The 26,499-nt window shown below is 59.2% G+C and carries 25 protein-coding genes and 1 pseudogene; 14 read left to right on the forward strand and 12 right to left on the reverse strand.

What is annotated here, in order from left to right; genetic code table 11:
* Positions 1-32: 32 nt before the first annotated feature.
* Positions 33-569: a gamma carbonic anhydrase family protein gene (locus HP15_RS18580; RefSeq protein ID WP_041645865.1), complete on the reverse strand. Its 537-nt coding sequence runs from the start codon at positions 567-569 to the stop codon at positions 33-35.
* 225 nt (positions 570-794) lie between these two features.
* Here HP15_RS18580 and prlC point away from each other — a divergent pair, with 225 nt between their 5' ends.
* The 3 genes from prlC to HP15_RS22410 are packed head-to-tail and all read left to right on the forward strand — an operon-like array spanning position 795 to position 3,384.
* Positions 795-2,840: an oligopeptidase A gene (prlC, locus tag HP15_RS18585; protein WP_014578889.1), complete on the forward strand. Its 2,046-nt coding sequence runs from the start codon at positions 795-797 to the stop codon at positions 2,838-2,840.
* Between the two features lie 57 nt (positions 2,841-2,897).
* Positions 2,898-3,152, forward strand: coding sequence for a YheV family putative zinc ribbon protein (locus HP15_RS18590; RefSeq protein ID WP_041645867.1), 255 nt, complete (start codon positions 2,898-2,900; stop codon positions 3,150-3,152).
* A 40-nt stretch (positions 3,153-3,192) separates the two neighbouring features.
* Positions 3,193-3,384 (forward strand): hypothetical protein, encoded by a 192-nt coding sequence (locus tag HP15_RS22410; RefSeq protein ID WP_146162204.1) that lies wholly within the window; start codon positions 3,193-3,195, stop codon positions 3,382-3,384.
* Positions 3,385-3,477: 93 nt separating this feature from the next.
* On the opposite strand, the gene HP15_RS18595 is transcribed toward HP15_RS22410, so the two are convergent.
* On the reverse strand, positions 3,478-4,800 hold the full coding sequence (locus HP15_RS18595) for a Na+/H+ antiporter family protein (protein WP_014578891.1): 1,323 nt from the start codon (positions 4,798-4,800) through the stop codon (positions 3,478-3,480).
* Between the two features lie 116 nt (positions 4,801-4,916).
* Positions 4,917-5,147 carry a DUF1653 domain-containing protein gene (locus tag HP15_RS18600; RefSeq protein ID WP_014578892.1) on the reverse strand — a complete coding sequence of 77 codons (231 nt, stop codon included), beginning with the start codon at positions 5,145-5,147 and terminating at the stop codon, positions 4,917-4,919.
* Positions 5,148-5,305: 158 nt separating this feature from the next.
* Here HP15_RS18600 and HP15_RS18605 point away from each other — a divergent pair, with 158 nt between their 5' ends.
* Positions 5,306-7,102, forward strand: a complete 1,797-nt coding sequence (locus HP15_RS18605; RefSeq protein ID WP_014578893.1) for a sensor domain-containing diguanylate cyclase — start codon at positions 5,306-5,308, stop codon at positions 7,100-7,102.
* Between the two features lie 14 nt (positions 7,103-7,116).
* Here HP15_RS18605 and HP15_RS18610 read toward each other — a convergent pair whose 3' ends face one another.
* The 7 genes from HP15_RS18610 to HP15_RS18640 form a co-directional block, all read right to left on the reverse strand.
* The gene (locus HP15_RS18610; RefSeq protein WP_014578894.1) at positions 7,117-7,503 is read right to left on the reverse strand and encodes a DoxX family protein; all 387 of its coding nucleotides are present in this window, start codon (positions 7,501-7,503) and stop codon (positions 7,117-7,119) included.
* Positions 7,504-7,519: 16 nt separating this feature from the next.
* The gene (locus HP15_RS18615) at positions 7,520-7,969 is read right to left on the reverse strand and encodes a group I truncated hemoglobin (RefSeq protein ID WP_014578895.1); all 450 of its coding nucleotides are present in this window, start codon (positions 7,967-7,969) and stop codon (positions 7,520-7,522) included.
* Positions 7,970-7,971: 2 nt separating this feature from the next.
* Positions 7,972-8,847, reverse strand: coding sequence for a DUF3034 family protein (locus HP15_RS18620; protein ID WP_041645869.1), 876 nt, complete (start codon positions 8,845-8,847; stop codon positions 7,972-7,974).
* Positions 8,844-11,198, reverse strand: coding sequence for a putative bifunctional diguanylate cyclase/phosphodiesterase (locus HP15_RS18625; protein ID WP_014578897.1), 2,355 nt, complete (start codon positions 11,196-11,198; stop codon positions 8,844-8,846). Before HP15_RS18625 ends, HP15_RS18620 begins: the two co-directional genes overlap by 4 nt.
* Positions 11,198-11,863 (reverse strand): methylamine utilization protein, encoded by a 666-nt coding sequence (locus HP15_RS18630; RefSeq protein ID WP_014578898.1) that lies wholly within the window; start codon positions 11,861-11,863, stop codon positions 11,198-11,200. Before HP15_RS18630 ends, HP15_RS18625 begins: the two co-directional genes overlap by 1 nt.
* A 16-nt stretch (positions 11,864-11,879) precedes the next feature.
* Complete coding sequence (locus HP15_RS18635; protein ID WP_008176713.1) at positions 11,880-12,530, reverse strand: hypothetical protein; 651 nt, start codon at positions 12,528-12,530, stop codon at positions 11,880-11,882.
* A gap of 206 nt (positions 12,531-12,736) precedes the next feature.
* Positions 12,737-14,065 carry an MATE family efflux transporter gene (locus HP15_RS18640; RefSeq protein WP_014578899.1) on the reverse strand — a complete coding sequence of 443 codons (1,329 nt, stop codon included), beginning with the start codon at positions 14,063-14,065 and terminating at the stop codon, positions 12,737-12,739.
* A gap of 203 nt (positions 14,066-14,268) precedes the next feature.
* On the opposite strand from HP15_RS18640, the gene coxB reads away from it, so the two are divergent.
* Genes coxB through HP15_RS18660 form a run of 4 tightly spaced genes read left to right on the forward strand, consistent with a single transcriptional unit; the run spans position 14,269 to position 18,556 of the window.
* Positions 14,269-15,393, forward strand: coding sequence for a cytochrome c oxidase subunit II (coxB, locus tag HP15_RS18645; RefSeq protein ID WP_041645870.1), 1,125 nt, complete (start codon positions 14,269-14,271; stop codon positions 15,391-15,393).
* Between the two features lie 57 nt (positions 15,394-15,450).
* On the forward strand, positions 15,451-17,034 hold the full coding sequence (ctaD, locus tag HP15_RS18650) for a cytochrome c oxidase subunit I (RefSeq protein WP_041645872.1): 1,584 nt from the start codon (positions 15,451-15,453) through the stop codon (positions 17,032-17,034).
* 15 nt (positions 17,035-17,049) lie between these two features.
* Positions 17,050-17,652, forward strand: coding sequence for a cytochrome c oxidase assembly protein (locus tag HP15_RS18655; protein WP_014578902.1), 603 nt, complete (start codon positions 17,050-17,052; stop codon positions 17,650-17,652).
* Between the two features lie 16 nt (positions 17,653-17,668).
* Complete coding sequence (locus HP15_RS18660; RefSeq protein WP_014578903.1) at positions 17,669-18,556, forward strand: cytochrome c oxidase subunit 3; 888 nt, start codon at positions 17,669-17,671, stop codon at positions 18,554-18,556.
* Between the two features lie 10 nt (positions 18,557-18,566).
* On the opposite strand, the gene HP15_RS18665 is transcribed toward HP15_RS18660, so the two are convergent.
* Positions 18,567-18,770, reverse strand: a complete 204-nt coding sequence (locus HP15_RS18665) for a twin transmembrane helix small protein (RefSeq protein WP_014578904.1) — start codon at positions 18,768-18,770, stop codon at positions 18,567-18,569.
* Positions 18,771-18,849: 79 nt separating this feature from the next.
* Between HP15_RS18665 and HP15_RS18670 the strand changes: the two genes are divergently transcribed.
* The 6 genes and pseudogenes from HP15_RS18670 to hrpB all read left to right on the forward strand — a co-directional run bounded on the left by HP15_RS18670 (position 18,850) and on the right by hrpB (position 25,585).
* On the forward strand, positions 18,850-19,587 hold the full coding sequence (locus HP15_RS18670; RefSeq protein ID WP_014578905.1) for an SURF1 family protein: 738 nt from the start codon (positions 18,850-18,852) through the stop codon (positions 19,585-19,587).
* Complete coding sequence (locus HP15_RS18675; RefSeq protein ID WP_014578906.1) at positions 19,580-20,218, forward strand: hypothetical protein; 639 nt, start codon at positions 19,580-19,582, stop codon at positions 20,216-20,218. Before HP15_RS18670 ends, HP15_RS18675 begins: the two co-directional genes overlap by 8 nt.
* A gap of 64 nt (positions 20,219-20,282) precedes the next feature.
* Positions 20,283-21,345 (forward strand): annotated as a pseudogene (locus HP15_RS18680) (COX15/CtaA family protein).
* The gene (gene cyoE, locus HP15_RS18685) at positions 21,342-22,262 is read left to right on the forward strand and encodes a heme o synthase (protein WP_014578909.1); all 921 of its coding nucleotides are present in this window, start codon (positions 21,342-21,344) and stop codon (positions 22,260-22,262) included. The pseudogene HP15_RS18680 and the gene cyoE overlap by 4 nt, the downstream one beginning before the upstream one ends.
* A 148-nt stretch (positions 22,263-22,410) precedes the next feature.
* Positions 22,411-23,082 carry an SCO family protein gene (locus HP15_RS18690; protein WP_014578910.1) on the forward strand — a complete coding sequence of 224 codons (672 nt, stop codon included), beginning with the start codon at positions 22,411-22,413 and terminating at the stop codon, positions 23,080-23,082.
* Between the two features lie 22 nt (positions 23,083-23,104).
* Positions 23,105-25,585, forward strand: coding sequence for an ATP-dependent helicase HrpB (gene hrpB, locus HP15_RS18695; RefSeq protein ID WP_014578911.1), 2,481 nt, complete (start codon positions 23,105-23,107; stop codon positions 25,583-25,585).
* On the opposite strand, the gene HP15_RS18700 is transcribed toward hrpB, so the two are convergent.
* The gene (locus HP15_RS18700; protein ID WP_041645874.1) at positions 25,539-26,393 is read right to left on the reverse strand and encodes a translation initiation factor eIF-2B; all 855 of its coding nucleotides are present in this window, start codon (positions 26,391-26,393) and stop codon (positions 25,539-25,541) included. The two genes, hrpB and HP15_RS18700, sit on opposite strands and share 47 nt — an antisense overlap.
* Positions 26,394-26,499: the final 106 nt, after the last annotated feature.

Raw genomic sequence — 26,499 nt, forward strand, 5'->3', positions numbered from 1 at the left:
TACGGCCACGGCGGTGACTTCAGACCACTGGCTTACTGATCGTTAAGATACTCATTCTTCAGGCGGACATAGTTGGCGGCGGTGTACTTGAAAAAGCCCCGCTCCTTTTCCGTCAGCGCCCGGGCGTTCTTGCACGGTGATCCAACATAAAGGTGCCCGGATTCCAGGGTCTTGCCGGGCGGAACCAGGCAGCCCGCGGCAACAATCACTTCGTCCTCTACCACGGCGCCATCCATGATGATGCAGCCCATGCCGACCAGAACCCGGTTGCCAATGGTGCAGCCGTGCAGCAGTGCCTTGTGGCCCACCGTTACATCATCGCCAAGCGTGAGCGGATAACCGCCGGGGTTGTAGTCACTGGCGTGGGTGATGTGCAGAACCGATCCATCCTGGATGCTGCACCGATGTCCGATACGGATTTTGTGCATATCACCACGAACAACGGTCATCGGCCAGATGGAAACATCATCGCCGGTTTCCACATCGCCAATCACCACGGCACTTGGATCGACCCATGCCCGTTCCCCAAAATGTGGCGTGATACCCTTGTGTGAACGTATATTCGTCATTACATAGTACCTGTTCGAGTGAAATTGAACGCGTATACCCGGAGGCCCGGGGCGCCTGTGGGAGAGGTCCTTCCAAAACTGACTGTCGCCATGGATGGCGACAGTCAAGCGTCACATGGACGTGCCGCCAGGAGCGTGTTTTGGAAGGACCTCTCCCACAGGTGCCAGCCCCATAGAATTAAGAAACCAAACTACCCAAGATTCGACGAACTGAGAAGGGGACCTATGAATAACCCGTTACTGACTGACGACCTGTTGCCGAAATTTGACCATGTCCGCACCGAACACATGGAAACGGCAATCGACCAGATTCTCAGTGAAAACCGGATGAAAATCAGCCAAATCGCAGACCAGGACGATCCCACCTGGGAAACCCTGGCGCAGCCGATGCAGGCGCTGGATGACAAGCTGAGCAACGCATGGTCGGTGATTTCGCACCTGAACGGCGTGATGAACAACGACGAGCTGCGGAAGGTGTACAAGAACTGCCTGGAGAAACTCACCGAATACAGCACCGAGGTGAGCCAGAACGCAGCCCTGTGTGACGCCTACAAGAAGCTGGCCAATCGGGACGATTTCAAGAACCTGAACGAGGCCCAGCGCAAGTCCGTGCAGAACACGCTCCGGGACTTTCACCTGGGCGGTGTGGACCTGCCGGAAGACAAGAAAAAGCAGTACGCCGAGTTGTCCCGGGAGCTGTCCGAGCTGTCCAACAAGTTCAGCGATAACGTGCTGGATGCTACCCAGCACTGGTTCAAACATATCACCGACGTCGATGAACTCGCTGGCGTCCCCGAGACCGCTATTGAAAGCGCCAAGCAGGCCGCCCGCCAGAAAGACCTGGACGGCTATGTCATTACCCTGGATTTTCCCAGTTTCTTCCCGGTCATGACCTACTGCGACAACCGGGATCTGCGTCGGGAAGTCTATGAGGCCTTTGTGACCCGCGCCTCCGACCAAGGCCCGGATGCCGGCCAGTGGGACAATACCCCGGTGATGGCGGAAATCCTCAAACGCCGCCACGCCCAGGCCAAGCTGCTGGGCTTTGACAACTACGCCGAGCGCTCCCTGGCCACCAAGATGGCCCGCAGCAGCGACGAAGTGCTGGACTTCCTGAACCAACTGGCGGCCAAGTCCAAGCCCCAGGCCGAGAAAGAATTTGCCGAGCTCAAGGCGTTCGCGAAAGACGAGTACGGCGCCGAGGAATTGCAGGCCTGGGATATCGGCTATTACAGCGAAAAGCTTCGCCAGAAGCGCTACGACATCTCGCCGGAAACCCTGCGCCCCTGGTTCCCGGTGAACAAGGTGGTGCCCGGACTCTTCCGTGTGGCAGAGAAGCTGTTCGACGTACAGATTGAAGCGAAGCCCGAGGTTGAAACCTGGCACGAGGATGCCACGGCGTATTGCATCAGCCGCAACGGTGAGCCCCTGGCCTGGTTCTATCTCGACCTCTATGCCCGCCAGGGCAAGCGTGGCGGTGCCTGGATGGCCGATTGCCGTGTGCGCTGGCGCAACCTGCGTGGCCAGCTCCAGTTGCCGGTAGCCTTCCTGACCTGCAACTTCACCCCGCCGGTGAATGGCAAGCCGTCGCTGCTGACCCACGACGAAGTGACCACCCTGTTTCACGAATTCGGCCACGGCCTGCATCTCATGCTGACCCAGGTCGATGTGCTGGACGTCTCGGGTATCAACGGTGTGGCCTGGGATGCGGTGGAACTGCCCAGCCAGTTCCTGGAAAACTGGTGCTGGAATCCGGAATCGTTGGGGCTGATCGCCTCGCATCACGAGACCGGTGAACCGCTTCCTGAGGATCTGCTGCAGAAACTGCTGGCGGCCAAGAACTTCCAGTCCGGCATGGGCATGGTGCGCCAGCTCGAATTCTCCCTGTTCGACTTCCGTCTGCACGCGGAATTCACCGACGAAGCGCCTACCAACCCGCTGGATATGCATCGCAAGGTGCGCAGCGAGATTGCCGTGGTGGAAGCCCCGCAATTCAACCGCTTCCCCAACTCCTTCTCGCACATCTTTGCCGGTGGCTATGCGGCTGGCTACTACAGCTACAAGTGGGCGGAAGTGCTGGCGGCCGATGCCTTCTCCCTGTTCGAGGAGAAAGGCATCTTCGACCCGGAAATCGGCAAGGCCTTCCTTCACAATATTCTGGAAAAAGGCGGCTCAAAGGAGCCGATGGAGCTCTTCAAGGCTTTCCGGGGTCGTGAACCACAGGTGGATGCGCTCTTGAAGCAAACAGGGATCACGGACGAAGCGGCCTGACCCAATTTGAGCCGGCAGTCGTAAAGGCTGCCGGTTGTTCCAAACGGGAGTATTTTTATGGCGAGTCCAAAACGTTTTATCGCCGGCGCCGTCTGTCCCCGCTGCGCGGAGATGGACAAGATCATGATGTTCACCACCGACGACGATGACCAGGTTCGCGAGTGCGTGGCCTGCGGCTTCACCGATGCGGTGTCTGACGCCGAACAGCCGTCCAATCCGGAGCTCGAGACGCGGGTGAACAAGCGCAAGAACGAGGACGATCACACGGTCAAGCAAGTCGTGTTCTTCAAGTCTTCTGCCGACGACGAGTAAGCTGTTCTTCCTAGCCTGCAGGTTTGCGGGCGGAGAGGCCATGGGAATGCTTTTCTTCTGGGGAAAAGCAACTCGCTTCGCTCAGACATCTTTTCCCCGCCAGAAAAGCACACCCACACCCTCTCTACCTGACTCAAAAGATATTTCTTCAGAACAAGATCTTTTCAGCGATATCCGTGAGTTCTTATGTGAGGGGGCCGGATTATTTTTCCCGCCGGAAATTGATGTCTGAGCGCAGCGAGTTGCCATTTCCAAGGGAAAAATAATCCGGCCCCCTCGCAATTCCCCTCAACACGAAGGCTACAAGGGACGGCAAACTCCAAGCTCAGAGAACCATAGCCGCCAACCACCCAAAGCCAAGCAACGGCAAATTGTAGTGCAGGAACGTCGGCACCACGGTATCCCAGATGTGGTTGTGCTGGCCGTCGGCGTTCAGGCCGGCGGTGGGGCCGAGGGTGGAGTCGGAGGCCGGGGAACCGGCATCGCCCAGAGCGCCGGCGGTGCCGACCAGGGCCACGATGGCCAGCGGGCTGAAGCCGAGTTGCAGGGCCAGGGGCACGTATAAGGCCGCGATGATGGGGATAGTGGAGAAGGACGAGCCGATACCCATGGTAATCAGCAGACCTACCACCAGCATCAGCAGTGCGGCCATGGCCTTGTTCTCGCCGATCACGCCCACGGAGCTGTCCACCAGGCTGGCGATTTCTCCGGTTTCCCGCATCACTTCGGCAAAGCCGGAGGCGGCGATCATGATGAAGCCGATCATGGCCAGCATCTTCATACCTTCAGTGAACAGGTCATCGGCTTCTTTCCAGCGCACCACACCGGACAGGTTGAAGAGCACGAAACCGGCCAGGGCGCCCAGGATCATGGAGCCCAGCCAGAGCTGCACCACGAAGGCGGTAACGATGGCCAGCAAGGCCATAACCAGGGTGCGCGGGCTATAGCTGGTGTCTACCCGCTCGGCCTTGGTGATGGTTTCCAGGTTATAGGTCCGACCGCGGCGGTAGCTGAAAAAGACCGCGATCAGCAAGCCGCACAGCATGCCCAGTGCCGGCAGCGCCATGGCTTTCATGACGCTCAGACCGGAGGCGTCTACGCCGTTGGCGTTGATCTTGGCGATCAGGATTTCATTCAGGTAGATGCCGCCGAAACCAACTGGCAGGAACATGTAGGGGGTGATGAGGCCGAAAGTCAGCACGCAGGCCACCAGGCGGCGATCCATGCTCAGTTTGGCCATCACGTAGAGCAGCGGTGGTACCACCAGGGGGATGAAGGCGATGTGGATCGGCAGGATGTTCTGGGACGAGATGGCAATGGCCAGCAGCAGGCCGATGATCAGGAAGCGGATGCCGTTTACGGCGGCGCCTTCTTCCTGGCGACCGACCAGGGCCAAGGCCCGGTCGGCCAGGGCGTGAGCGAGGCCGGATTTTCCGATGGCTACGGCGAAGGCACCGAGCGTGGCGTAGGACAGTGCCACGGTGGCACCGCCGCCGAGGCCGCTATTGAAGGCTTCGATGGTGGCTTCCAGGGACATTCCTGCAATCAGGCCACCGGATACGGCACCGATGATCAGGGCAACAACAACGTGGATGCGGCACAAACTCAGGACGAGCATAATCGCGACCGCGGCAACGACGGCATTCATGGCAAAACTCCGGGTAGGAATTAACGGTTGTCCCGGCCCCTTGTGGGGGCCGGCATCATGAAAAGCGCGGTAATGTGCAGGAAATGGTCGCGGTAGTCAAAGCGGTTGTGTAACGGTCAGGCTTCATCAAGGCGGGCAAAGCGGGGCACCTGTTCGCCGGCAACTTCCACGGTTTCCCGGAACATGGACAGAGGGCGCACCCAGAGGCTGTAGTCACCGTAAAGGCAGCGGTAGACCACCATCTGCTCTTCGGTCTCGCTGTGCCGGGCAACGCCGATGACTTCGTAATCCTTGCCCTTGTAGTGTCGGTATTTACCCGGACGTATCTCGTTCTTGCGCTCGGTCATTATTGGCCTCAATGGATTCGGGCTATGCTGGCCCTGTCGTTACGGAGGACGGAGCACGCGCAACCGTCTAAACTGGACACAATTGCAGGGATGCGTACGACTCAGTCAGGGCCTGAAAGTGTAGATCACCCGGACGGGCCCGGAAACCGGAAACAGCTATGATGCGGCAGTTAACCTGCATCCTCCTCGTTTTATTGTCGCTGGCGTGTCTTGTCAGCGCGCCTGTTCAGGCTGCTCCTGTCGCATTTGACTGGCTGGAGGCGCCCGAGGATGAATTGGCGCTGGAAGACGTTCGCGCCCTGCCTCCGGGCGACTGGCAGACATCCGGCTCCAGTGAGGTGTTCAATCGTGGCTTCAGCGATGGCAGTTTCTGGCTGAAAGTCGAGATTCCGCCTGAGCCGGCGAACCGGGTGATGGAAATCGGTTATCCGTTGCTGGATGAGGTCTCTGTTTACTGGGTCCTGAACGGTGAGCTGATACAGACCCACCACACCGGCGATACCCTGCCCTTCGGCAGTCGCCCGATTCACCATCGGAATTTTGTTTTCCTGGTGCCCTCGAACACCGAGCCGGTCACCGCCTTCGTGCGAGTGAAAACTCTGGGTTCGGTGCAGATTCCACTGGAAGTTATTCCGTCGGCGGAATTCCTCGCCAATGAGCAGTTGTCCTATGGTTGGCAGACCATGTTTCTGGGCATCATCGTTGCCATGGCGCTGTACAATCTCTTCCTGTTCGTTATCGTGCGCCATTCCACCTACCTATGGTACGTGCTGACGGTTGTGTTTACCGGGCTGGTTCAGCTTAATTTCAATGGCCTGCTGTTCCAGTGGCTGTGGCCGGATGCTCCCGGTATCAATCGATATTTCACCGTTCCGGTTATCTGTTTCGCCCTTTTCTCCGCGATTATTTTTGCGATCCGTTTCCTCAATATCCGGTCCTACAGCCTGAGAAGCTACCGGTTTCTGCAATGGGTTTTGACCGCTATATCTGCCTGCTTTGTCTTTACCCTCTTTGGCAGTTATCAGACCGGTATCGTCCTGGTAAGCGGTATTGCAGCGCTGGTCACTCCCGCGGCCTGGGTCATCGGTTTTCTGGTTTGGCGCAAGGGCCAGGTGCTGGGTGGCTTTTATATGTTGGCCTGGACCCCCCTGTTGATCGGCCATCTGATTCTGGCCGTCAGCAAGCTCGGAATCATGCCGCGCAGTTTTCTGACCGAGTTCATGCCCCAGATTGGCGTGGCGCTGGAGGTGGTGTTGCTGTCTTTTGCCCTCGCCTACCGGATCAATCTGGAGCGTCGCAAACGCCATGAGGCACAGGAGCAGGCGCTGTCGATCCAGCAGCAGGCCAACCTGACCCTGGAGATGCGGGTTCAGGAGCGCACCGACGAACTGGAGCGCGCCAACGAACAGCTCAGAGCGATCAGTCTCACCGATGGGCTGACCCACGTCGCCAACCGGCGCCGGTTCGATGAGAAGCTGCAGGACGAATGGAAACGGGCCCAGCGACACGGTCACCCATTGAGCCTGTTACTCCTCGATATTGATCACTTCAAGCGGGTGAATGACGAGCTCGGCCACCTGGTCGGCGACGACTGCCTGACCGAAGTGGCCGCCCTGTGTGCGGCCGAAGTCCAGCGTTCCGGCGACTTGCTGGCCCGCTATGGCGGCGAGGAGTTCATCATTCTGTTGCCGGCAACACCGGAAGAAGGCGCGGTTCGCGTGGCCGAGAGAGTGCGTCAGGCTGTTGCCCGGTCGCCGGTCTATTCCAGCGAGCGGGTCGCCCCGGTCAGTCTCACTATCAGCGTGGGTGTTGCCTGCGTGGTTCCGGATCCGGATATGGAGCCCCAGGAACTGATCCGTCAGGCCGACGAAGCCCTGTACTCGGCCAAGGAGTCCGGCCGAAACCGGGTCATGGTGGCCCGTGATTTCAGGGCCGCGACCGTACCCGGTGCCTGAGGTGTCTCTGAGTTTCAGTTCTTCAGCTTGTAACGGCCCGGCCCGAGGAAAATCACTGCCACGGCGGTAAACAGGAAGAAGCCCTGCAGTTCCAGTGCCCAGCCGCCACCGCGTCCAAGGCTCAGAAGTTCGTTGCCATGTACCAGGATAATGGCAAACAGCATGTTGAAGATGATCAGCAGGGCTCCGATCCGGGTCTGATAGCCTAGAACCACCATCAGCGGTGCAATGATTTCGCCGACAAATACGCCGTAGGCAAGAAAGGTAGGCAGGCCGTGGCTGGCCAGTTCGCCTTCGATAAAACCAACACCGCTAAGCAGTTTGGCAATGCCGTGGAACAGCATCAGCCCGCCCAGGGTCAGGCGGATAATCAGTTTTCCCAGATCAGCGTTTTCGAGCAAGGTACGGGTCTCCGTTCTATAGGTTGCGAATGTCAGGATACAGCGGCACAAGCTGTTTGATCAGCCGGTTCTGGGCGCCGGTGGGAATATCGTTCTTCTCCATGGCCAGGATCAGGTTTTCCGCCAGGGCATTGAACTGGGTGTCGGTGATGGCCATGTCGGAATGCAGCTCGCGCATCTCCCGACCGGTATAGGCACAGGGCCCGCCACTGAGCTCGCACAACTGATCCGTGAGGTTGCGGTGGAACTGGGCAACATCCATGCCTTTGAACTGCTGGTTGATGCGCTCATCCTCGACGATCAGGTAAAGCAGGTCTTCCACCACGTTTGCGATGCCTTCCCGCTCACCCAGCTGCTGATACAGACTGTTTTCGGGTTCGGTATTCAGGCTCTGGCAGCCACCGAGTAGAAGTGCCAGCATCATCAACAGGGCGGAAAGCGTGGCGCAGCGATTGGTAAGGCCCATGTTCAGAAACTCCCCTGCAGCGACAGATACAGACCTTGCTGGTCTTCCAGTGTGGCAACGTCACCCAGGTTGACCAGAGCGCCTGTAATCGCCAGGCGACGGTCCGGAACCCAGGCGACAAACAGATCCCACCAGTCGTCTTCGGTGGCAAAGCTCAGGTTGTCCGGCTTCTGCCGGTATTCGGCACCTACCAGCCACTGACGATTCAGGAAAAGCCCGACACTGCCCTCCATCATCAGTTCGTGACTGTTGTTACGGTCACCGCCAAATCCCAAAAGCCCGCCCTGGTTGGCCCGGGTTGCCCGCGCGGTCAGGTTTACCAGCAGGTTGCGTTCCATCACGGCGGCGAAGAACAGTTTGCTGCCACTGACATACACATCGGTGCCACTGTCGTCCCGGGCGCCGATTGCCGACGGCACGGTGAAATCACGCTGGCGCTTGTACTGCACACCGGCAGACCACTGGCCCCAGGGACTGTACAGCACATCGCCGACGAGCCGGACCTTGGCGCCGAAAATATCCTGGTTCAGTTCGTCCTGTTCCAGACCGAAGCCGTCTTTCAGGGTAAACACCAGGCTGTCCAGATCCAGGGTCTGCCGGGCCACGGTGAGTTCCAGCCGGTTGTTCCAGTTCAGGCCGGCACCGGTGACCGAGAGCGAGTAATCGTCCACTTCGGCCCGGCTGAGTGCAAGGGTGCCGCCCCACTCTTCGTCGCTGGCGTAGCTTCCAAGCAGTGCCCAGGGCACCAGGCCGCCGCCGGCACTGCCCTCGATGGTGGTAACGCCTCCGGTCGCCCAGATACGGCTGCCAATGTCGGCGCCGGCCACCGGTACGAACAGGAGCGCCACGGCCATTAATACCAGGCATCTTGCTGTCATTCTGAATACTCCGGGTTGGTATGGGTCAATTCCTCCCGGCGGTCAGCCAGGGCGCGGGCTGTCTCAGGCAGGTCCTCCGGTGCGACTGGGCGGCTCAGGTAGAAGCCCTGAGCCAGGTTGCAGCCCCAATGCTGCAGAAGGCGCCATGCCTCCAGGTTCTCGATGCCTTCGGCCACGACCTTCAGCCCGAGGCCATGGGCCATATCAATGGTGGAACGCACAATCAGCTGGTCCTGGGGCTCGGTATCCAGCCTGAGCACGAACGACTTGTCGATTTTCAGCTCCTGTACCGGGAGCTTGCGCAACTGGGACAGCGAGGAATAACCGGTACCGAAGTCGTCTACCGACAGGGTCACGCCCAGTTCCCGGAGCCGGTTCAGTGTTGCCATCGCCTCTTCCGGGTCTTCCATCAGGGCGCTTTCGGTGACTTCCAGAGTGACCCGCTCCAGATTGTGGTGCCAGCCCTCGAAGGTGTCGCCAATGTGTTGGATAAGGGCGGGCCACGTCAGGTCCATGGCGGACAGGTTGATGGCGACGCCCGCATCAACACCCTGTTCGTGCCAACGCCGGGCATCGCTGGCGACCCGTTGCAGGATATGGGCTGTCAGATCGTGGATTTGCCCCGACTGCTCGGCAAGAAAGATGAACTCCTCCGGGGATATAAAACCCAGCTCCGGGTGAATCCAGCGTACCAGGGCTTCCACCTGAACCAGCTCACCGGTCTGGCTGTTCAGTTTTGGCTGATAGTTCATGTGCAACCCGTTGTTCAGGATGGCGGTGTGCAGATCGGTAACCAGTTTCAGTTCCCGGAGATGACTTTCATCCTGTCCGGGCTTGTAGCGTGTGAAGGCTTCGGGATGGGCCTCGGCCTGCTCGAAGGTGAGATTGAGCCGGCGACGCAGGGCGTCGGTATCCGAGGCATCTTCCGGCAGTTCCATGGTGACGATGGTGACCCTGAGGGAGAAGGGCGTCTGGTCTACCTGCAAGGGAGATTCGATGAGCGCGTGCAGTTGCCGGATTCTGTCACTGCCTTGCTCCGGGGGCAGTGAAGGGATCAGGGCCAGGAATTCGCCGCCACCGGTGCGGGCGAGGATATGGGCGTCCGGGAGTTCCTGCTGCAGGCGCTTGGCAATACCGATCAGGACCTTGTCGCCGAATTCCAGCCCCAGGGTGTCGTTGATATCGGAGAGATCGTTGAGCCGGATCCCCACCAGTGAACCCGTGCCACGGTTCTCAAACAGCTCGGCGGCCTCCTGCATCAGGGCGTTGCGGTTTTTCAGTCCGGTGACGTCATCGTGGGTCGCCGCATAGCGGATCTGGGCTTCCCGCTCCCGAAGGCCAGACAGCATATCCCGCAGGGCGTTGCGGAGCTGGGTCAGTTCGCCGCCGGCCCGGATGGCCGGTGCCTCGGGTGTGGTGCCCTCACCGATAGCCCGCGCGTAGCTTGCCAGCTGCAAAACCGGGCGTCCGAGGTTCCGGGCAATGACCAGCGCCAGCAGAATGGCGAAAATCAGGATGGCGGTCACCAGCAGGGCAATTTCCACCGCTCGCCGGTAGTAATTCTGGAGCGTGGCATCACGGCTGATCAGGAGCACGGCCTGGACGGCGGCGGGGTCTGATTCGCCCAGGTTGATGATCCGGGTGAAATAACCGGCACTTTCAATAAAATTGGCGTTGGCGGATGCGCCTGCAAGCTCCTGTTCCAGCTTGGCATCGATGCTGCTGGTGGCGGCAAAACTGTTCAGGTTGTCGTTCTGGTTCGATCGCGCCCGGAAGATCACCGAGGTGCCACTGAGCCTGGCGATGACCTCTGCCAGGGACTGGTCCATGGCAAAGCCGCTGACCAGCGAGGCCCGAAGCCCCGGGGCCTCTATCGGGATGATGAGAATCTCGTAGCCCCTGCCATCAATGGCCCGCAGTGACCGGGTAAACCCATTACGACGGGTGCTTGTCAGCTGTTCCTGGCTGACGGCAGGAAAAGGGTTTTGCAGGGTCGAGGCCAGGGGCTCTCCCTGACTGTCCAGCAAGAGCGCGAAGTCGGCACCCACCCTGCCGCTGTGGTTTTCCAGGGCGCTGTCGATGGTTGCCGGGTCGCGGCTGGCAATGGCCGAGCGAAAGCCGAAATCCTGCACCACAACACTGAGCCGGGACAGTTCCAGCTCAGTCCGGCGGTCAATGACCTCGTTGGTCAGCCGCTCTCCGATGGCCAGCTGTTCCAGTGCCCGGCTTTTCTCATCCTCGAACAGGTACACCATCAGCAGGGCGACGATCACCAGACTGACCAGCGCCACCAGAGAGATCATGGCGACAATAAGCCGGCCCCGGAATCCGAGACGAGATACCAGACTCATCAAAGCTCCCGAAAGCGCTGCTGGAGACGGTCCAGCGAGCCTTCCGCGGCGGGCTCGGGCTCAAGATTGAGGGTGACGGTTGCGGCCTCAATGCCACGTTCGATTTCACGGGTGACCGGGCGGGTATTATCCGGCAGTCGTGGGTGCCAGATCTCAAGTGTCACCGTGTCCTGGCTGCCCTCGCTGGGCAGTGCATCGAGCGACAGGGTGACCTTGCCGGAGGTATCTGTCCGGCCGGTGGCAGCGGTGTCGGTGACCACCACAAAGCCCTGCATGTGGTCGTGAATGTTGCAGCCCAGTTCAACGATGCCTGGCTTGTCGAAAACAATGGGAGCCGCCGGGCGGTCGGCGTAAAGCTCGATGTTGAAGGTTTTTGCCGGCGAGAAGGAATACACGTGATGCTGGGTATTGTCGCGATTCGGGAAATCCACGCTGGAGCCGACTGGCACCACCAATACATGGGGATGGAAGGCGCGATCCTTCTGATAGATTTCGGCAGAAACCGGTGTTGCCGGACGGGCACTGTCTACGGAAACCACGGCATTGGCCACGGGTTCGGTGTTGCCTTCCAGGGTGACGGTTACGGACAGCTCGTACGCGTTGGCTGTCGATACCATGGCAGAAATCAACAGTCCCGCCAGCACTGCAATCGCTGATACTTTCATTAAACCTCTGAACCTGTCAGGCCAGGCCGGACCCGAGAGAAAATCGAATGTGGTTCCTTACCAGCAGATTTTCCCAGTAATGCCGCATCCAGTCCCAGGCGGCGTTGTTCACCTGCTCGACAAACGGGTCGAGGTTGAGTTCGTAGTAGTCCGGCGTGCCTGCTATCTGCAACACGGTTACGGTGATGGAGTCGTCCAGCTCGTTGGCAAAGGGCTCGCCGATAAGCTGATGAGCCAGAAGATTAGCACGAGTTGCTTCCATATCCACGATTTCGCTGGCCCGGGTACACCGGTTGTTTTCGTACATTTCTTCCATCAACCGATGACAAAGGTAGGCGCGGATCAGCAGGCCATCGAGACCGTCGTAGCGAACCAGGAGCGCTGATGGCTGGGTAAAATACCGGATGGCGGCATTCACAAAGGGCTCAAACAGATCGGCTTTGCCGGCTTCCCGGGCACAGGCTTCGACGCATTCGATCAGCCTTGGTGCCATTTCGATGTACTCAACCACGAACTGGAACAGGCAGGTGGCGGGCTGATACCCCTCAATAGTGACCGCAGACGGGAGCGCGGCAACCTTTTCGTGAAGCTGTCGGAGGAAGGTCCCGGAGCGGGCTTCCTTGCGCCGCGCCTGGTCAATAATCTCAAGGACTACCTGTGGTGTCATTTCAGGAGAAGCCGATGTCTGAACGAATTGAGGTCGCAAGGCGCCTCCCGTTGTTAGCAACTGATAGCAACGAGTTCCCGGGCAGGAGAGGAGGGCTGGCTACCACATCGTGCCTGCCTTTTCAGACAAGTGTAGCCGAGATTTTTGCCCCTGCTTTTCCGCTGTGGTGAAAATACCCGCCTGTAATGTTACGGATTGAATCTGCGTCACTGGCTCTGGAACCAACGATCGTTCCTGGTATGGGACCAGCACAGCCATCCCATGCTCAGAGCCCGCGCCACCATCAGGGAGATCAGCGCGAACCAGAGCCCGTGGTTGCCCCATCCGGTTGTCAGCCACCAGACCGGTGCAAACACGGCAAGGGCCGAAAACAGCATGGTGTTCTGCATGTCCCGGGTCCGGGTTGCGCCGATAAAAATCCCATCAAGAAGAAAGCCCCAGACTGCGGCAAAAGGTAGCAGCCAGAGCCAGGGCAGGTAACGCCAGGCGGTGGCTCTCACTTCCTCGATACCGGTTAGCAGTGCAATGAGCCAATGCCCGCCGGCAACAAAAACAATGGTGAGCAAGAGGGCGCCCCAGAGTGACCATCGCAGGGCACTGCGAAAGACCACCCGGAAGCGCCGCCGGCTGCCTTTGCCGATAGCCTCGCCAATCAGCGCCTCGGCAGCATTGGCAAAACCGTCCAGGGCGTTGGAGATCAACAGAAGAAAGGTGATCAGAACGGCATTGGCAGCGAGGATGGTGTCTCCCTGACGGGCGCCCTGGGCGGTAAAGAATGCCAGCACCAATAACAGCGCGATGGTTCGGACCATGATGTAGCGGTTAACCCGGAGAATCCTCAGGTAATCCTCGAGTTTGCCGAACAGAGCCCTCGTCAGCCCCTGCCCCTCAGGCATTCGCCGTAATACGATCAGGAAACCGATGGCGGCGGCGCCGTATTCGGCGATCACAGTGGCAATGGCCACGCCACGGCTGTTCCAGCCAAGCACGGTAACAAAAAGAATATCCAGCACGATGTTCAGGCCGTTTGCCGCAATCAGCATGATCATCGGGCCCCGTGGAAACTGGGTGCCGATGAGCCAGCCAACCAGCGTGTACTGGCAGAGAACGGCCGGCGCGCTCCAGATTCGGATTCCGGCGTACTCGGCCGCCAGTTCGGTCACGTTGTCACTGGGATTCATCAGGCTCAGCCCGGTCTGGATCAGAGGCTGGTGAAACAGAATGAGAAGAAGGCCGATCCCGGTTGCCAACAGGATCGAGCGCAGCAGTAATGCGACCTGGCTGAAGTTGTCCCGCTTGCCCCAGGCCTGAGCGGCCAGGCCGGTCGTGCCCATGCGCATGAAGCCAAAGGTCCAGTACAGGATGCTGAACAGATTGGCGCCGACAGCAACCGCCCCCAAGAACTCCGGACTTTCCAGGTGTCCGAGCACGGCGGTGTCCACCAGTCCCAGGAGAGGAACAGTAAGGTTGGTGAGCATCAGTGGCCAGGCCAGAGCCCAGAGGCGCCGGTCGGTTGCCGGCAGATTAAAAGTCATATTCTTTTTGAGTCTTAAAATTCCGCGGTTAGCTTTTTTGGATTTAGCTGATTTTTTAGTCTTTTTTTGATCTGTGTCTATACTCGAATTTGAGGTATCCGTAAGCAGGCTTCCACTCTGGTTTTTCCGGTGTATGCGAGCGCCAGTAAGGCCGGTGGGATAACGCAAAATCCGACAAGAATAACACTCTGTGGAGACACAGTATGCGCGTGCACGCTCAGCGGGCAGGTGCCCTTTTAGGCGGTCTGATGTTCCCCGCCTGGTCCATGGCGGACTGGACACTGAACATGACCCCGGGGGTGACCGGCACCAGTAACGAAATTTTCAGCCTTCACATGACCATACTCTGGATCTGCGTCGTCATTGGCGTCGTGGTCTTCGGAGTCATGTTCTGGTCTATTTTTGCCCACCGAAAATCCCAGGGCGCCAAACCGGCCAACTTTCACGAGAACACCCTGGTAGAAATTCTCTGGACCATCATACCGTTTGTGATCCTCGTTGTTATGGCGATTCCTGCCACGGCGACCCTGGTCGACATGTATGACACCTCCGAATCGGAGGTGGACATCAAGATCACCGGGTATCAGTGGAAGTGGCAATACGAATATATCAATGAAGATTTTGGCTACTTTTCCAACCTGGCGACGCCACGAGACCAGATTGAGAACCGACAGGCCAAAGGTGAAAACTACCTTCTCGAGGTGGATAACCATCTGGTGATTCCGGTCGGGAAAAAGATTCGTTTTCTGGTAACGGCGAACGATGTTATCCACTCCTGGTGGGTGCCGGACTTTGGCGTCAAGAAAGATGCGATTCCAGGCTTCATCAACGAGACCTGGACCCGCGTCGACAAGCCCGGCATTTACCGCGGTCAGTGCACCGAACTTTGTGGCAAGGACCATGGCTTCATGCCGGTGGTTGTCGAGGCGGTTCCCGAGGAGGAATACAACACCTGGGTCGCGGAGAAGAAGGAAGCTGCCGAGCGCGAGCGCCAGTTGACCCAGAAAGACTGGACCATGGCCGAGCTGATGGAACGGGGCGAAAAAGCCTACCAGACCGCTTGTGCTGCCTGCCACCAGGCCGACGGCAGCGGCGCGCCACCGGCGTTCCCGGCGCTGAAGGGCAGTCCCATTGCAACCCAGGACATGGCGGCTCACATAGACATCGTTGTGAACGGCAAGTCCGGCACGGCCATGCAGGCTTTCGGCAACCAGCTGAGCGAAGTGGACCTGGCGGCGGTGATTACCTACGAGCGGAACGCCTGGGGTAACAACACCGGTGAAATGGTCACTCCGAAAGAAATTTTTGATTACAAGAACCAGCAGTAATCAACGCCAGATAACAGATATCACCAGCCACAATAAATGGCGGTAACGGGGGTTTTCATGAGTGCGGTTGCAGATACCCACGCCCAGGATCATCATCACGGCCCGGCAAAAGGCATCAGCCGCTGGCTGCTGACCACGAACCACAAGGATATCGGGACCATGTACCTGATATTCAGCTTTGCCATGTTCCTGTTGGGCGGGAGCATGGCCATGGTCATCCGGGCAGAACTCTTCCAGCCCGGGCTGCAAATCGTGCAGCCGGAATTCTTCAACCAGATGACCACGATGCATGGTCTGATCATGGTCTTTGGTGCGGTCATGCCGGCGTTTGTCGGCCTTGCCAACTGGATGCTGCCGCTGATGATCGGGGCCCCCGACATGGCGCTGCCCCGGATGAACAACTGGAGCTTCTGGTTGCTGCCCTGCGCCTTCCTGATTCTGGTTTCCACCCTGTTCATGGAAGGCGGCGGTCCCAACTTCGGCTGGACCTTCTACGCGCCCCTGTCCACAACCTACGGGCCGCCGAGCACGACCTTCTTCATCTTCGCGGTCCACATCATGGGTATCTCGTCGATCATGGGCGCGATCAACGTTATCGCTACCATCCTGAACCTCCGGGCGCCGGGCATGACCCTGATGAAGATGCCCCTGTTTGTCTGGACCTGGCTGATTACGGCGTTCCTGCTGATTGCGGTGATGCCGGTCCTGGCCGGTGTGGTGACCATGATGCTGATGGACATCAACTTCGGCACCAGCTTCTTTGACGCCTCCGGCGGCGGCGATCCGGTACTGTTCCAGCACGTGTTCTGGTTCTTCGGGCACCCGGAGGTATACATCATGATCCTCCCCGCCTTCGGGGCGGTCTCCCATATCATTCCGGCATTTTCCCGCAAACCCCTGTTTGGCTATGCCTCCATGGTCTATGCGGTCGGTGCCATTGCCCTGCTGTCTTTCGTGGTCTGGGCACACCACATGTTCACCGTTGGTATTCCCATCGTTGGCCAGCTGTTCTTCATGTACGCCACCATGCTGATTGCGGTGCCCACCGGGGTGAAGGTGTTCAACTGGGTGGCCACCATGTTCCGGGGTTCTCTCACCTTTGAGGCGCCCATGCTGTTTGCCGTGGCCTTCGTGATCCTGTTCACCATTGGAGGTTTTTCCGGTCTGATGCTGGCCATCGCGCCGGCTGACTTCCAGTACCACGATACCTATTTCGTGGTTGCCCACTTCCACTATGTGCTGGTGCCGGGTGCCATCTTCGGGATCTTCGCTTCGGCTTACTTCTGGCTGCCCAAGTGGACCGGGCACATGTATGACGAAACCCTGGCCAAGACCCATTTCTGGCTGTCTTTCGTTGGCATGAACCTGGCGTTCTTCCCGATGCACTTCCTGGGACTGGCAGGCATGCCACGCCGGATTCCGGATTACGCGCTGCAGTTCGCCGATTTCAACATGGTTTCCAGTGTGGGCGCATTCATGTTCGGTGCCACACAGCTGCTGTTCCTGTTTATCGTGGTCAAGTGCATCAGGGGTGGCAAAGAGGCGGCCGCCAAGCCCTGGGATGGTGCCGAAGGGCTTGAGTGGACCGTGCCCTCACCGGCGCCTTACCACACCTTCTCGACACCACCGGAAGTGAAGTAACCGGAGGCCGGCACCATGTCGAACCAGCAGGCAAACAAGGCAGGCGCATCCCGCAGCACCAACCGTGTTGTGGGTTGGTGCCTGGCCGGGGTAGTTGGCATGTTTGCCTTCGGCTTTGCCATGGTGCCTCTCTACGACGTGTTCTGTGAGATTACCGGGATAAACGGCAAAACCGGCGGGCGATACGAGTCCACCGAGGTGGCCGAAGCTGACATGAGCCGGACGGTAAAAGTTCAGTTTCTTGCGTCCAATGGACCGGGAATGACCTGGAAGTTTCGCCCGGTTGTGCGCTCCGTGGAAGTACATCCCGGAGAGCCGACGACGGTGAACTTCTATGCCGAGAACCCCACGGCCGAGCCGATGGTCGGGCAGGCGGTTCCCAGCCTTGCGCCCTCGGAAGGCACGCTCTACTTCCACAAGACCGAGTGCTTCTGCTTCAACCAGCAACCGCTTGAAGCCGGCGAAAGCACTGAAATGCCCCTGATTTTTATCGTCGATAAAGACCTGCCGGCGCACATCACGAAACTCACCCTGTCCTATACGCTTTACGATCAGGGCAAGCAGCCGGCGGTAACGCAAACTTCCCGGAAAGACACAACAACAAACGATAACGGATAAGCCATCGGAGACTGTCATGGCGGAAAACCAGACCTACTACGTTCCGGAACAGAGCAAGTGGCCCATCATTGCGACGGTTGGCCTCGGCGTGACCCTCTATGGGGTTGCGGCCATCATGGTCAACGGCAAGCAGGGCGAGAGCACCACCGGTGCCTGGATCATGTTCATGATTGGCGCCATCATCATGGCGTACATGTTGTTCGGTTGGTTCGGGAACGTCATCAAGGAAAGCCGGGCCGGGCTTTACAGTCCGCAGATGGATCGTTCTTTCCGCTGGGGCATGAGCTGGTTTATTTTCTCGGAAGTGATGTTCTTCGCCGCGTTTTTCGGGGCCCTGTTCTACGTTCGGGTTTTCGCTGTGCCCTGGCTGGGTGGCGAGGGCGACCGGGGTTCCTCCAACATGCTGTGGGAAGGCTTTCAGTCGAGCTGGCCCCTCATCAATAATCCTAGCCCGGAGGCCTACCCCGGACCCAAAGAGGTCATCAGTGCCTGGGGCTTGCCGTTAATGAATACCATTCTGCTGGTGACATCTTCCTTCACGGTAACCGTGGCTCACCATGCCCTGAAGGCGGGCAATCGGGCGAAAACCAAGCTCTGGCTCGCCCTTACCATTGCGCTGGCCATCGTATTCGTGTTTGTCCAGGGCTACGAGTACATGCACGCCTATCAGGACCTCGACCTGACCCTGCAATCCGGGATCTACGGCAGCACCTTCTTCATGCTGACAGGCTTCCACGGGGCACATGTGATTCTCGGGTCACTGATGCTGATCATCATGCTGATTCGCATAAACAAAGGCCACTTCACGGCCGATAATCACTTCGGGTTTGAAGCGGCGGCCTGGTACTGGCACTTTGTGGACGTGGTGTGGCTTGGTCTCTTTGTCTTTGTCTACATTCTCTGAAAAAGGCTGATCAGGGCGTCGGGTTCAATGTCAGGGCGCCCTGCCACAGAGCAATCAGAATGACCGCCAGGAGCAGTATGCTGAGTGTGACCCGAACCGCCAGGGAGTTCACCACCCGGTTGGTTTTGCCGCCATCCTTGATGAGAAAGAACAGGCCACTGAACAGACTCACCACGACGGCAAGCATCAAAAAAATGATAAAGCCCTTGAGCATGGGAGTTCCTGTTTTGTTGGTGCAGTGAATGTCCGGGCAGGAACAGGTTCCAGACCCGTTGAGGTCACTATAGCAGAGCATGTCTGATTCGCAGGGCCAACACCGTCAATGGCACTTTGACTGGCGATTGCTGGTGTTCAGCGGCGTCTTCCTGCCCATACTTATCGGCCTCGGTGTCTGGCAGCTGAATCGGGCGGAAGAAAAACAGCTTCTCCTGAACCAGTGGCAGCAGGAAGCGGAAAACCGGGCCTGGCAGGACATGGTGTCCGGTGATCTGACCCGTGGTCGGCCTCTGACACTGACCGGGATGTACGGAAGCCGAAACTGGCTGCTGGATAACCGGACCCGTGATGGCATCCCGGGTTATGAAGTCCTGACAGAGTTTCGTCCTCTGGAAGGGCCGCCGGTGGTGGTTAATCGCGGTTGGGTTCAGGCGCCGAGAACCCGGGATCAGCTCCCGCAGCTGGAAACGCCGGAAGGGATTTTTACCCTGGAAGGACGACTCAGTGACTATCCGGTGCCGCCGGTGCTGGTGGATCAGCCAGAGGCAGGCGGTCCGTGGCCCCGGCGGGTACAGAGTCTGTCCGGAGAGGCCGCACGAAAGGAGATTCCGGATCTTCCCGACAAAATAGTAAGGCTTTCCGGCAATCGCCAGCCGGGAGCTTACCGGGCTGACTGGGAACCGGACCTGATGGGGCCACAAACCCATTACGGATATGCCACGCAATGGTTTGCGCTGGCCGTGGCGCTGACTATATTGACTATAGTGGCGAGTTACCGAAAGACAGGAGCCAATAATGACAATGACAATGGCTAACCGGATATCCAACCAGGAACACAACGAAGGGCCAACCCCGGAACAGGTGCGTCGCGGCCGTCGCACGGCATTCCTCCTGTTTGCGTTGGGTTTTGGCCCGATGATTGTTGCAACCATCATGTTTTATACCGGCTGGCTGAACCCGGCCGGCCACACCAATAACGGCGTTTTGCTCCAGCCAGTGGCCCCGGTTTCAACGCTCAATCTCGAAACGGCTTCCGGTACTCCGTTGGCAGAACGCTTTGGCCCGGAAAAAATCGATCCGGACTGGCTCATGATTGTGGCTGCCGGCCAATGTGGCAGTCAGTGCGAAGAGCTGCTCTATCTGGCCAGGCAGGTGAATATCGCCCTTGGCAAGAACGCCAACCGGGTCTCCCGGGCTGCCGCACTGGGTAGTGTGCCCTCCGATCTGCAGGCGCGTTGGTCCTCCGAATACAGCTCCATGGAGCGCCTTGTGCCTGCGGCGGGTGCCCGGCCGGACTGGCCAGCCGGTATCAATCCGGAAGCGGAGCCGCGCATCCTGCTGGTTGATCCGTTCGGTAATGTGATGATGCATTACGGTTCCGAGCATACTGGTAAGGATATGCTGGAGGACCTGAAACACCTGCTCAAACTGTCGCAGATCGGTTAATGGCCAGAGCGGAGAGTCAGCCTTGAATCAGTCATCTGTTTCCCCAACCACGGCAGCCCACAAGATGGCAAAGTGGGCAACCTTTGCCGTTTTGCTGGCGGTTGTCGTGATCATGCTGGGTGCCTGGACCCGCCTGGTGCACGCAGGGCTGGGGTGTCCTGACTGGCCCGGGTGCTACGGTTTTCTCACGGTGCCCCAGAGCGAATCGAACATTGCCATCGCGAATGCCCGTTTTCCCGATACGCCGGTGGATGTGCAAAAAGGCTGGCCCGAGATGATCCACCGTTACGCCGCCGGCACCCTGGGGCTGGTGGTGTTCGGCCTGGCGGCCTACGCGGTTCGTAACCGGCGCAAGGGTGTTCCGGTAAAGCTGCCTTTGTTTATCGCTGGTTTCATCATTCTTCAGGGCGCTTTCGGCATGTGGACGGTGACCCTGAAACTGTGGCCCCAGGTGGTGGCGCTGCACCTGCTTGGCGGCTTTACCACCCTGAGTCTCCTGACGCTGCTGGCCCTCCGGTTGCGACGTCAGGCCAGACGGACAGGGGGATCGGGAGCCCCCGCCATCCAATGCCCTGTCCGGTTTCCGGCCCTGGCTCTATGGCGGGCTGCTGTTAGTGGTGATGCAGATTGCCCTGGGGGCCTGGACAGCGGCCAACTACGCGGCCGTTGCCTGTACCGATCTGCCCACCTGTCAGGGCCAGTGGTGGCCTGAGGGCATGGATTTTCGGCACGGCTTTGACGTGACCCAGCACGTGGGGCCGAACTATCTGGGTGGTCAACTGACGGCGGATGGCCGGGTGGCCATTCATGTCACTCACAGACTTGGTGCCATGCTGGTGCTGGTCTATTTCGCAGCATTACTGACGTTGATGTGGCGTCGACGTGGTGATTCCGGGCTGGATAACGCCATCCGGCTGGTGGCGGTCCTGCTGGGTGTTCAGATCCTGTTGGGTCTGGCCAACGTGATTTTCCATATTCCCCTGTCCATCGCCGTGGCCCACAACGCCATGGGCGCAGGTCTGCTGTTGTCAGTCATTCACCTGATCTGGCGGCATCAGCTATTACTCGAACCACATAGCATCCCGGCAACACACACAACAACAATGAACCAGGAGGTTACGGCATGAGCGAGCAAGTGGAAGCACTGCCGGCCCAGGCAATTGCGAGCGACTCCAGAACAACCATTTCCTGGCGTGACTACCTGGAGCTGACCAAGCCCAGGGTTGTCGCGCTGATGATCCTCACATCGGTTATCGGGATGCTGCTGGCGGCGCCAGGCGTGCCCGGTTGGGGCGTGTTGGTCTGGGGCAATCTGGGTATCGCCCTGCTGGCCGGCGCGGCTGCGGTGGTCAACCATGTGGTAGACCAGAAAATTGACACCGTCATGGCTCGCACCCGCAAGCGCCCGGTGGCCACAGGCAAGATCTCGCCTGTGGATGCGATCCTGTTCGCAACGATACTCGCGTGTGTTGGTATGGCCGTGCTGATGTGGCAGGTGAACCACCTCACTGCCTGGCTGACCCTCGCCTCCCTGGTGGGTTACGCCGGTGTCTATACCCTGTTCCTCAAGCGTGCTACGCCCCAGAACATCACCATCGGTGGTCTTGCCGGAGCCATGCCACCGCTGTTGGGGTGGACCGCTGTGACCGGCCAGGTTGAGGGCCACGCTCTGCTGCTTGTGCTGATCATTTTCGCCTGGACCCCGCCGCATTTCTGGGCTCTGGCTATCCATCGCAAGGAAGAGTACGCCAAGGCGGGCATTCCCATGCTGCCGGTCACCCATGGCAACAAGTTCACCGAGCTGCACATCCTGCTCTACACCCTGATGTTGCTGGCAGTCAGTCTGCTACCTTTTGTCACAGGCATGTCCGGCGGTATCTACCTGGTGGGCGCCCTGGCCCTTGGCCTGCGCTTTCTGCAGTATGCGGTAAGGCTGTTGAAGGGTGACGATCGGCGGGTGGCCCTGAATACCTTCAAGTATTCCATCACTTACCTCATGGCCCTGTTTGTGGTATTGCTTGTGGATCATTTTGTATTCTTCTGAGTCAGACATTGTGCTGACGCAGGCGGGGATGGCTTTCCGAAACACGCTGTAAATACGTCCGTGTACGCTCGGCTACGCCATCCATGGCTCCGCACGGTTTCGGAAAGCCATCCCCGCTTGCTTATCTGATCAACGAAGTGGACCACCCATGAAAAGCTCCAGCTCTATTCGCCTTACCCTGTTCTGCCTTCTGCTAATCGTTGTTCTGATCTTTGGGCTGGTTGTCGGACGGCAGGTGTTCCTGGTGGGCAACGAGGAACCGATTCCGGCGCCGGAGCTGACGGAGTTCAATACGTATGTCTATGATCAGCCTCGGCAATTGACAGAGTTCACGCTGACGGATGAGAACGGTGAAACGGTCACACGGGAGAGTCTGAGGGGTCGCTGGACCATTGCATTCGTGGGCTACACCAATTGCCCGGATATTTGCCCGGCAGCCATGGCCAATTTGCGCCAGACCGACAAACTGCTGTCCAAGGAATTGCCCCAGCCTGACTATCTGCTGGTCAGCGCCGATCCGGAGCACGATACGCCGGAGAAACTCAAAGCCTACACGGACTTCTTCGGTGAAAATTTCCATGGTCTGACCGGAGATCTGGACACCCTGCGGGAACTGGCCAAAAGCCTGAACGCGGTGTTTGTCCATCGTGAGGTCGATGATGAGCTGCTGGTGGATCACAGCGGCCATTTTGCGCTGCTGAACCCCGACGGCGAACTTGCTGCTGTAATCCAGCCGCCCCATAATCCGCACAACCTGGCCGAGGCCTTTGAGCGGATTTACCAGTGGGCAAAGGCCAATCGTGAACGGGTGAGCTCCTGACGCTTCAGAAACCCGGAATCCGATGCTCCCTATTGATGCCATTCTTCCAGACCTGAAAGCGGCCCTGGAACGCACGACTACCGTACTTCTGCAGGCTCCGCCCGGTGCCGGTAAAACCACCCGTGTGCCTGCCGCCCTTCTGGATGCGCCCTGGCGCGGTGACGGCAAGATCCTGATGCTGGAGCCCCGTCGGCTTGCAGCTCGCTCTGCCGCCCGTTTCATGGCCCGGCAACTCAATGAACAGCCCGGCCAGACGGTAGGCTATCGCACAAGGCTGGATACCCGTGTGTCTGCGGCCACCCGGATCGAAGTCGTGACCGAAGGCATCCTGACGCGGCTGATCCAGGCGGATCCGATGCTGGAGGAGTACGCGGCGGTCATCTTTGATGAGTTCCATGAGCGCTCTTTGCAGGCGGATCTGGGCCTGGCCCTGGTGCGGGAATCGCAGCAGGCGTTGCGGGAGGATCTGCGGTTGCTGGTGATGTCCGCAACCCTGGATACCGGGCCGATTGCGCAAGTGCTTGGAGACGTTCCCGTAATAACCAGTGAAGGACGGGCGTTTCCGGTCGATGTTCATTACCGGCCGTTGCCGCGCAGTGGCCGCATGGTGGATCAGGTTACCGCTGTGGTTCGGGAGGCATTGGCTGAACAAAGCGGCTCACTGCTGGTGTTTCTGCCCGGTGTGGGTGAGATACGTCGGGTTGAGCAACAGCTCCGTGCAAACCTGCCGGACCGGGTGATGCTTGCTCCGCTATACGGCAACCTGAAATCGGAGCAGCAGGACCAGGCAATCTCGCCGGCTCCCGAAGGCCAACGCAAGGTGGTGTTGGCTACGGCTATTGCCGAAACCAGCCTGACCATTGAAGGGGTTCGGGTTGTTATCGATTGTGGTCAGCAGCGTCGGGCCGTGTTTGATCCCAACAGTGGCATGACCCGCCTGGTTACTGGCCGGGTATCCAGGGCTTCTGCGGAACAGCGTAAAGGCCGGGCCGGCCGGATGGAGCCCGGGGTCTGTTATCGATTGTGGAGCGAATCGGAACAGTTCGGATTGGCCGATTACACGCCTCCCGAAATTCTGGAGGCCGATCTGGCACCCTTGGTGCTGGAATTGGCCCAGTGGGGCGCGCGGGAAGCCGATGCCGTCGCCTGGATTGATAAGCCCCCTGCCGCCCATTGGAGGCAGGCTGTGGCCCTCCTGCAGTGGCTCGATCTGCTCGATTCAGACGGAGCCATTACGGACCACGGCAAAGCGGCCCGGGAGCTGGGTATACACCCGCGACTGGCGCATATGGTGCTGAAAGGCCGTTCTATAGGGCTCGGAGGCGCGGCTGCGGCCGTGGCCGCCTTGTTGGAAGAGCGTGATCTCCTGGGCCCCGGAACTGGTGCGGACATGCACGAGCGGGTTCGGGTGTTCTTCGGGGAACGGCGGGATCGCACGCTGGATGTCGCTCGCCTGAAGGCTGTACGCCAGTCGGCCCGGCGTCTTTCCGGGCCCGGGGCGACTGAGGCAACACCGCCCACGGAGACCGAGATCGGCCGATTGCTTGCCCTGGCCTATCCGGACCGTATTGCCAGGCGGCGATCGGATAAGGCGGCAAGGTATCAGCTCAGTAATGGCAAAGGTGCGGTACTGAGAGAGGATGATCCCCTGGCCCGGCACGAGTGGCTGGTGGCGGCCGAGCTGGATGGCCAGGCCCGCGAAGCCACGATTTACCTGGCCGCGCCGGTGGACATTCCGGACCTGGAGCTCGACCTGGCTGACCACATAAAGGAGATCGAAGAGGCGCTGTGGGACGACAGCCAGGGTAAAATTCTGGCGCGACGTGCGCGAAAACTGGGTGAACTCGTGCTTGAGGAAAAGCCGCTTGGCCGGGTGGATCCGGAACTGGTCCGGCAGGGGCTGCTCAGTGCGATTCGGAAGAAGGGCCTGGAAAGCCTGCCCTGGAGTGATGGCAGTCGCCAGTGGCGTGCCCGATTGAGGTTGCTCGCCAGAACCTTCCCGGATTCCGGCTGGCCGGACACCGATGACGCGGCGCTACTGGATAATCTCGAGGTTTGGCTGGGCCCGTTTCTGGTCGGCATGACCCGATGGTCCGATCTGGCCCGGATCGACCTGCTGGCGGCCCTTAACAGCCTGATTGATTACCCGGCCCAGCAGCAACTTCAGAGTCTGGCGCCAACACACCTGACCATACCGACCGGCCAGCGGGTGAGTCTGGATTACACCGCCGACAATGGCCCGGTGTTGGCAGCCAAGCTCCAGGCGCTGTTTGGCTGGAAAGAAACCCCTGCCGTTGCCGGTGGGCGGGTACCGGTGGTGCTTCATCTGTTGTCCCCCGCGCAACGACCTCTGGCGGTCACCGCAGATCTGGCCGGTTTCTGGCGTAACGCCTACCCTGAGGTGCGCAAGGATATGCGTGGGCGGTATCCCAAGCATCCCTGGCCGGAAGATCCGTTTACCGCCGAGGCTCAGCAGGGCACGAAAAAACGCCCAACTCGCTGATGCGTTTGCTGACCAGCGCGTGTGGCACCCGCTCAAAATAGATATTCCGTGGCGTTATCCAGTCTCCCGGCGGTGCGTTGAGTTCTTCCGCGGGCATTTCCTCGAGTTCAACCGACCCGGGGTCGGCGTCGCTGTTCCGGAAGCTGTCGGCAAGAACCCAGAGGGGCTTCCCGGCCGCATGGGCCGCCAGAGCCAACAAGTGTGTACCGCTTTTGTTGATAAAATGCCCATTGGAAAGCCAGGTATCGCATCCGGTGATCACTAGGTCAGCCTGGGGCACAAACAGCCCCATCTGCGCATCGGTGATCAGGGTGACGGGTATGGCTAGCTCGTTCAGCGCCCGTGCCAGGGAGTGGCCCTCGAAGCCCGGGCTGCTCTGGGTGCAGATGACAGAGAAGGCCTGGCGCTGTTGCGCCATGTTCCGAAACAGCGCCAGCACCGCGGAGCTGGCGCTATGGGTCAGTATCACCGGCGACCCTGGCAGAAGATCGATGGCGTGCCGGGCAATGGTTCCGGTGGCATTTTCCAGCTGGTCTCTGATGTCCATGATGGCCTGCCGTGCGACCTGAACATCACTGGAAAGACGCTGCTCGATCATGGCCAGTGCATTGCCAATCACGATCATGCTCGGGCGTGCCGCCCGGAGTTCTGCCAGTAGCCTCAGAAATGTCTCGCCCTCTGGCTCGACCTCGTCGAGGTAAGATAGCAGTTGATCGAGGGTGTTCAGTGCCAGCTGTGTAGCGCCTGACCGGGAGTCCGCTTTCAGTGCGGCCAGAAGAGACTCTGCCCTCGCATCAAGTTCCTGCATTCCGCCCTCCCGTGCTTTTGTGCTGCTTCAAGGGTAGCACCTGTACGGTCTTTTCCTGATGTCCGGACGTGAAAATAGCACTTGCCTGAATGTCAGCCCTGTATAA

Source organism: Marinobacter adhaerens HP15, from assembly GCF_000166295.1.
GTDB lineage: Bacteria > Pseudomonadota > Gammaproteobacteria > Pseudomonadales > Oleiphilaceae > Marinobacter > Marinobacter adhaerens.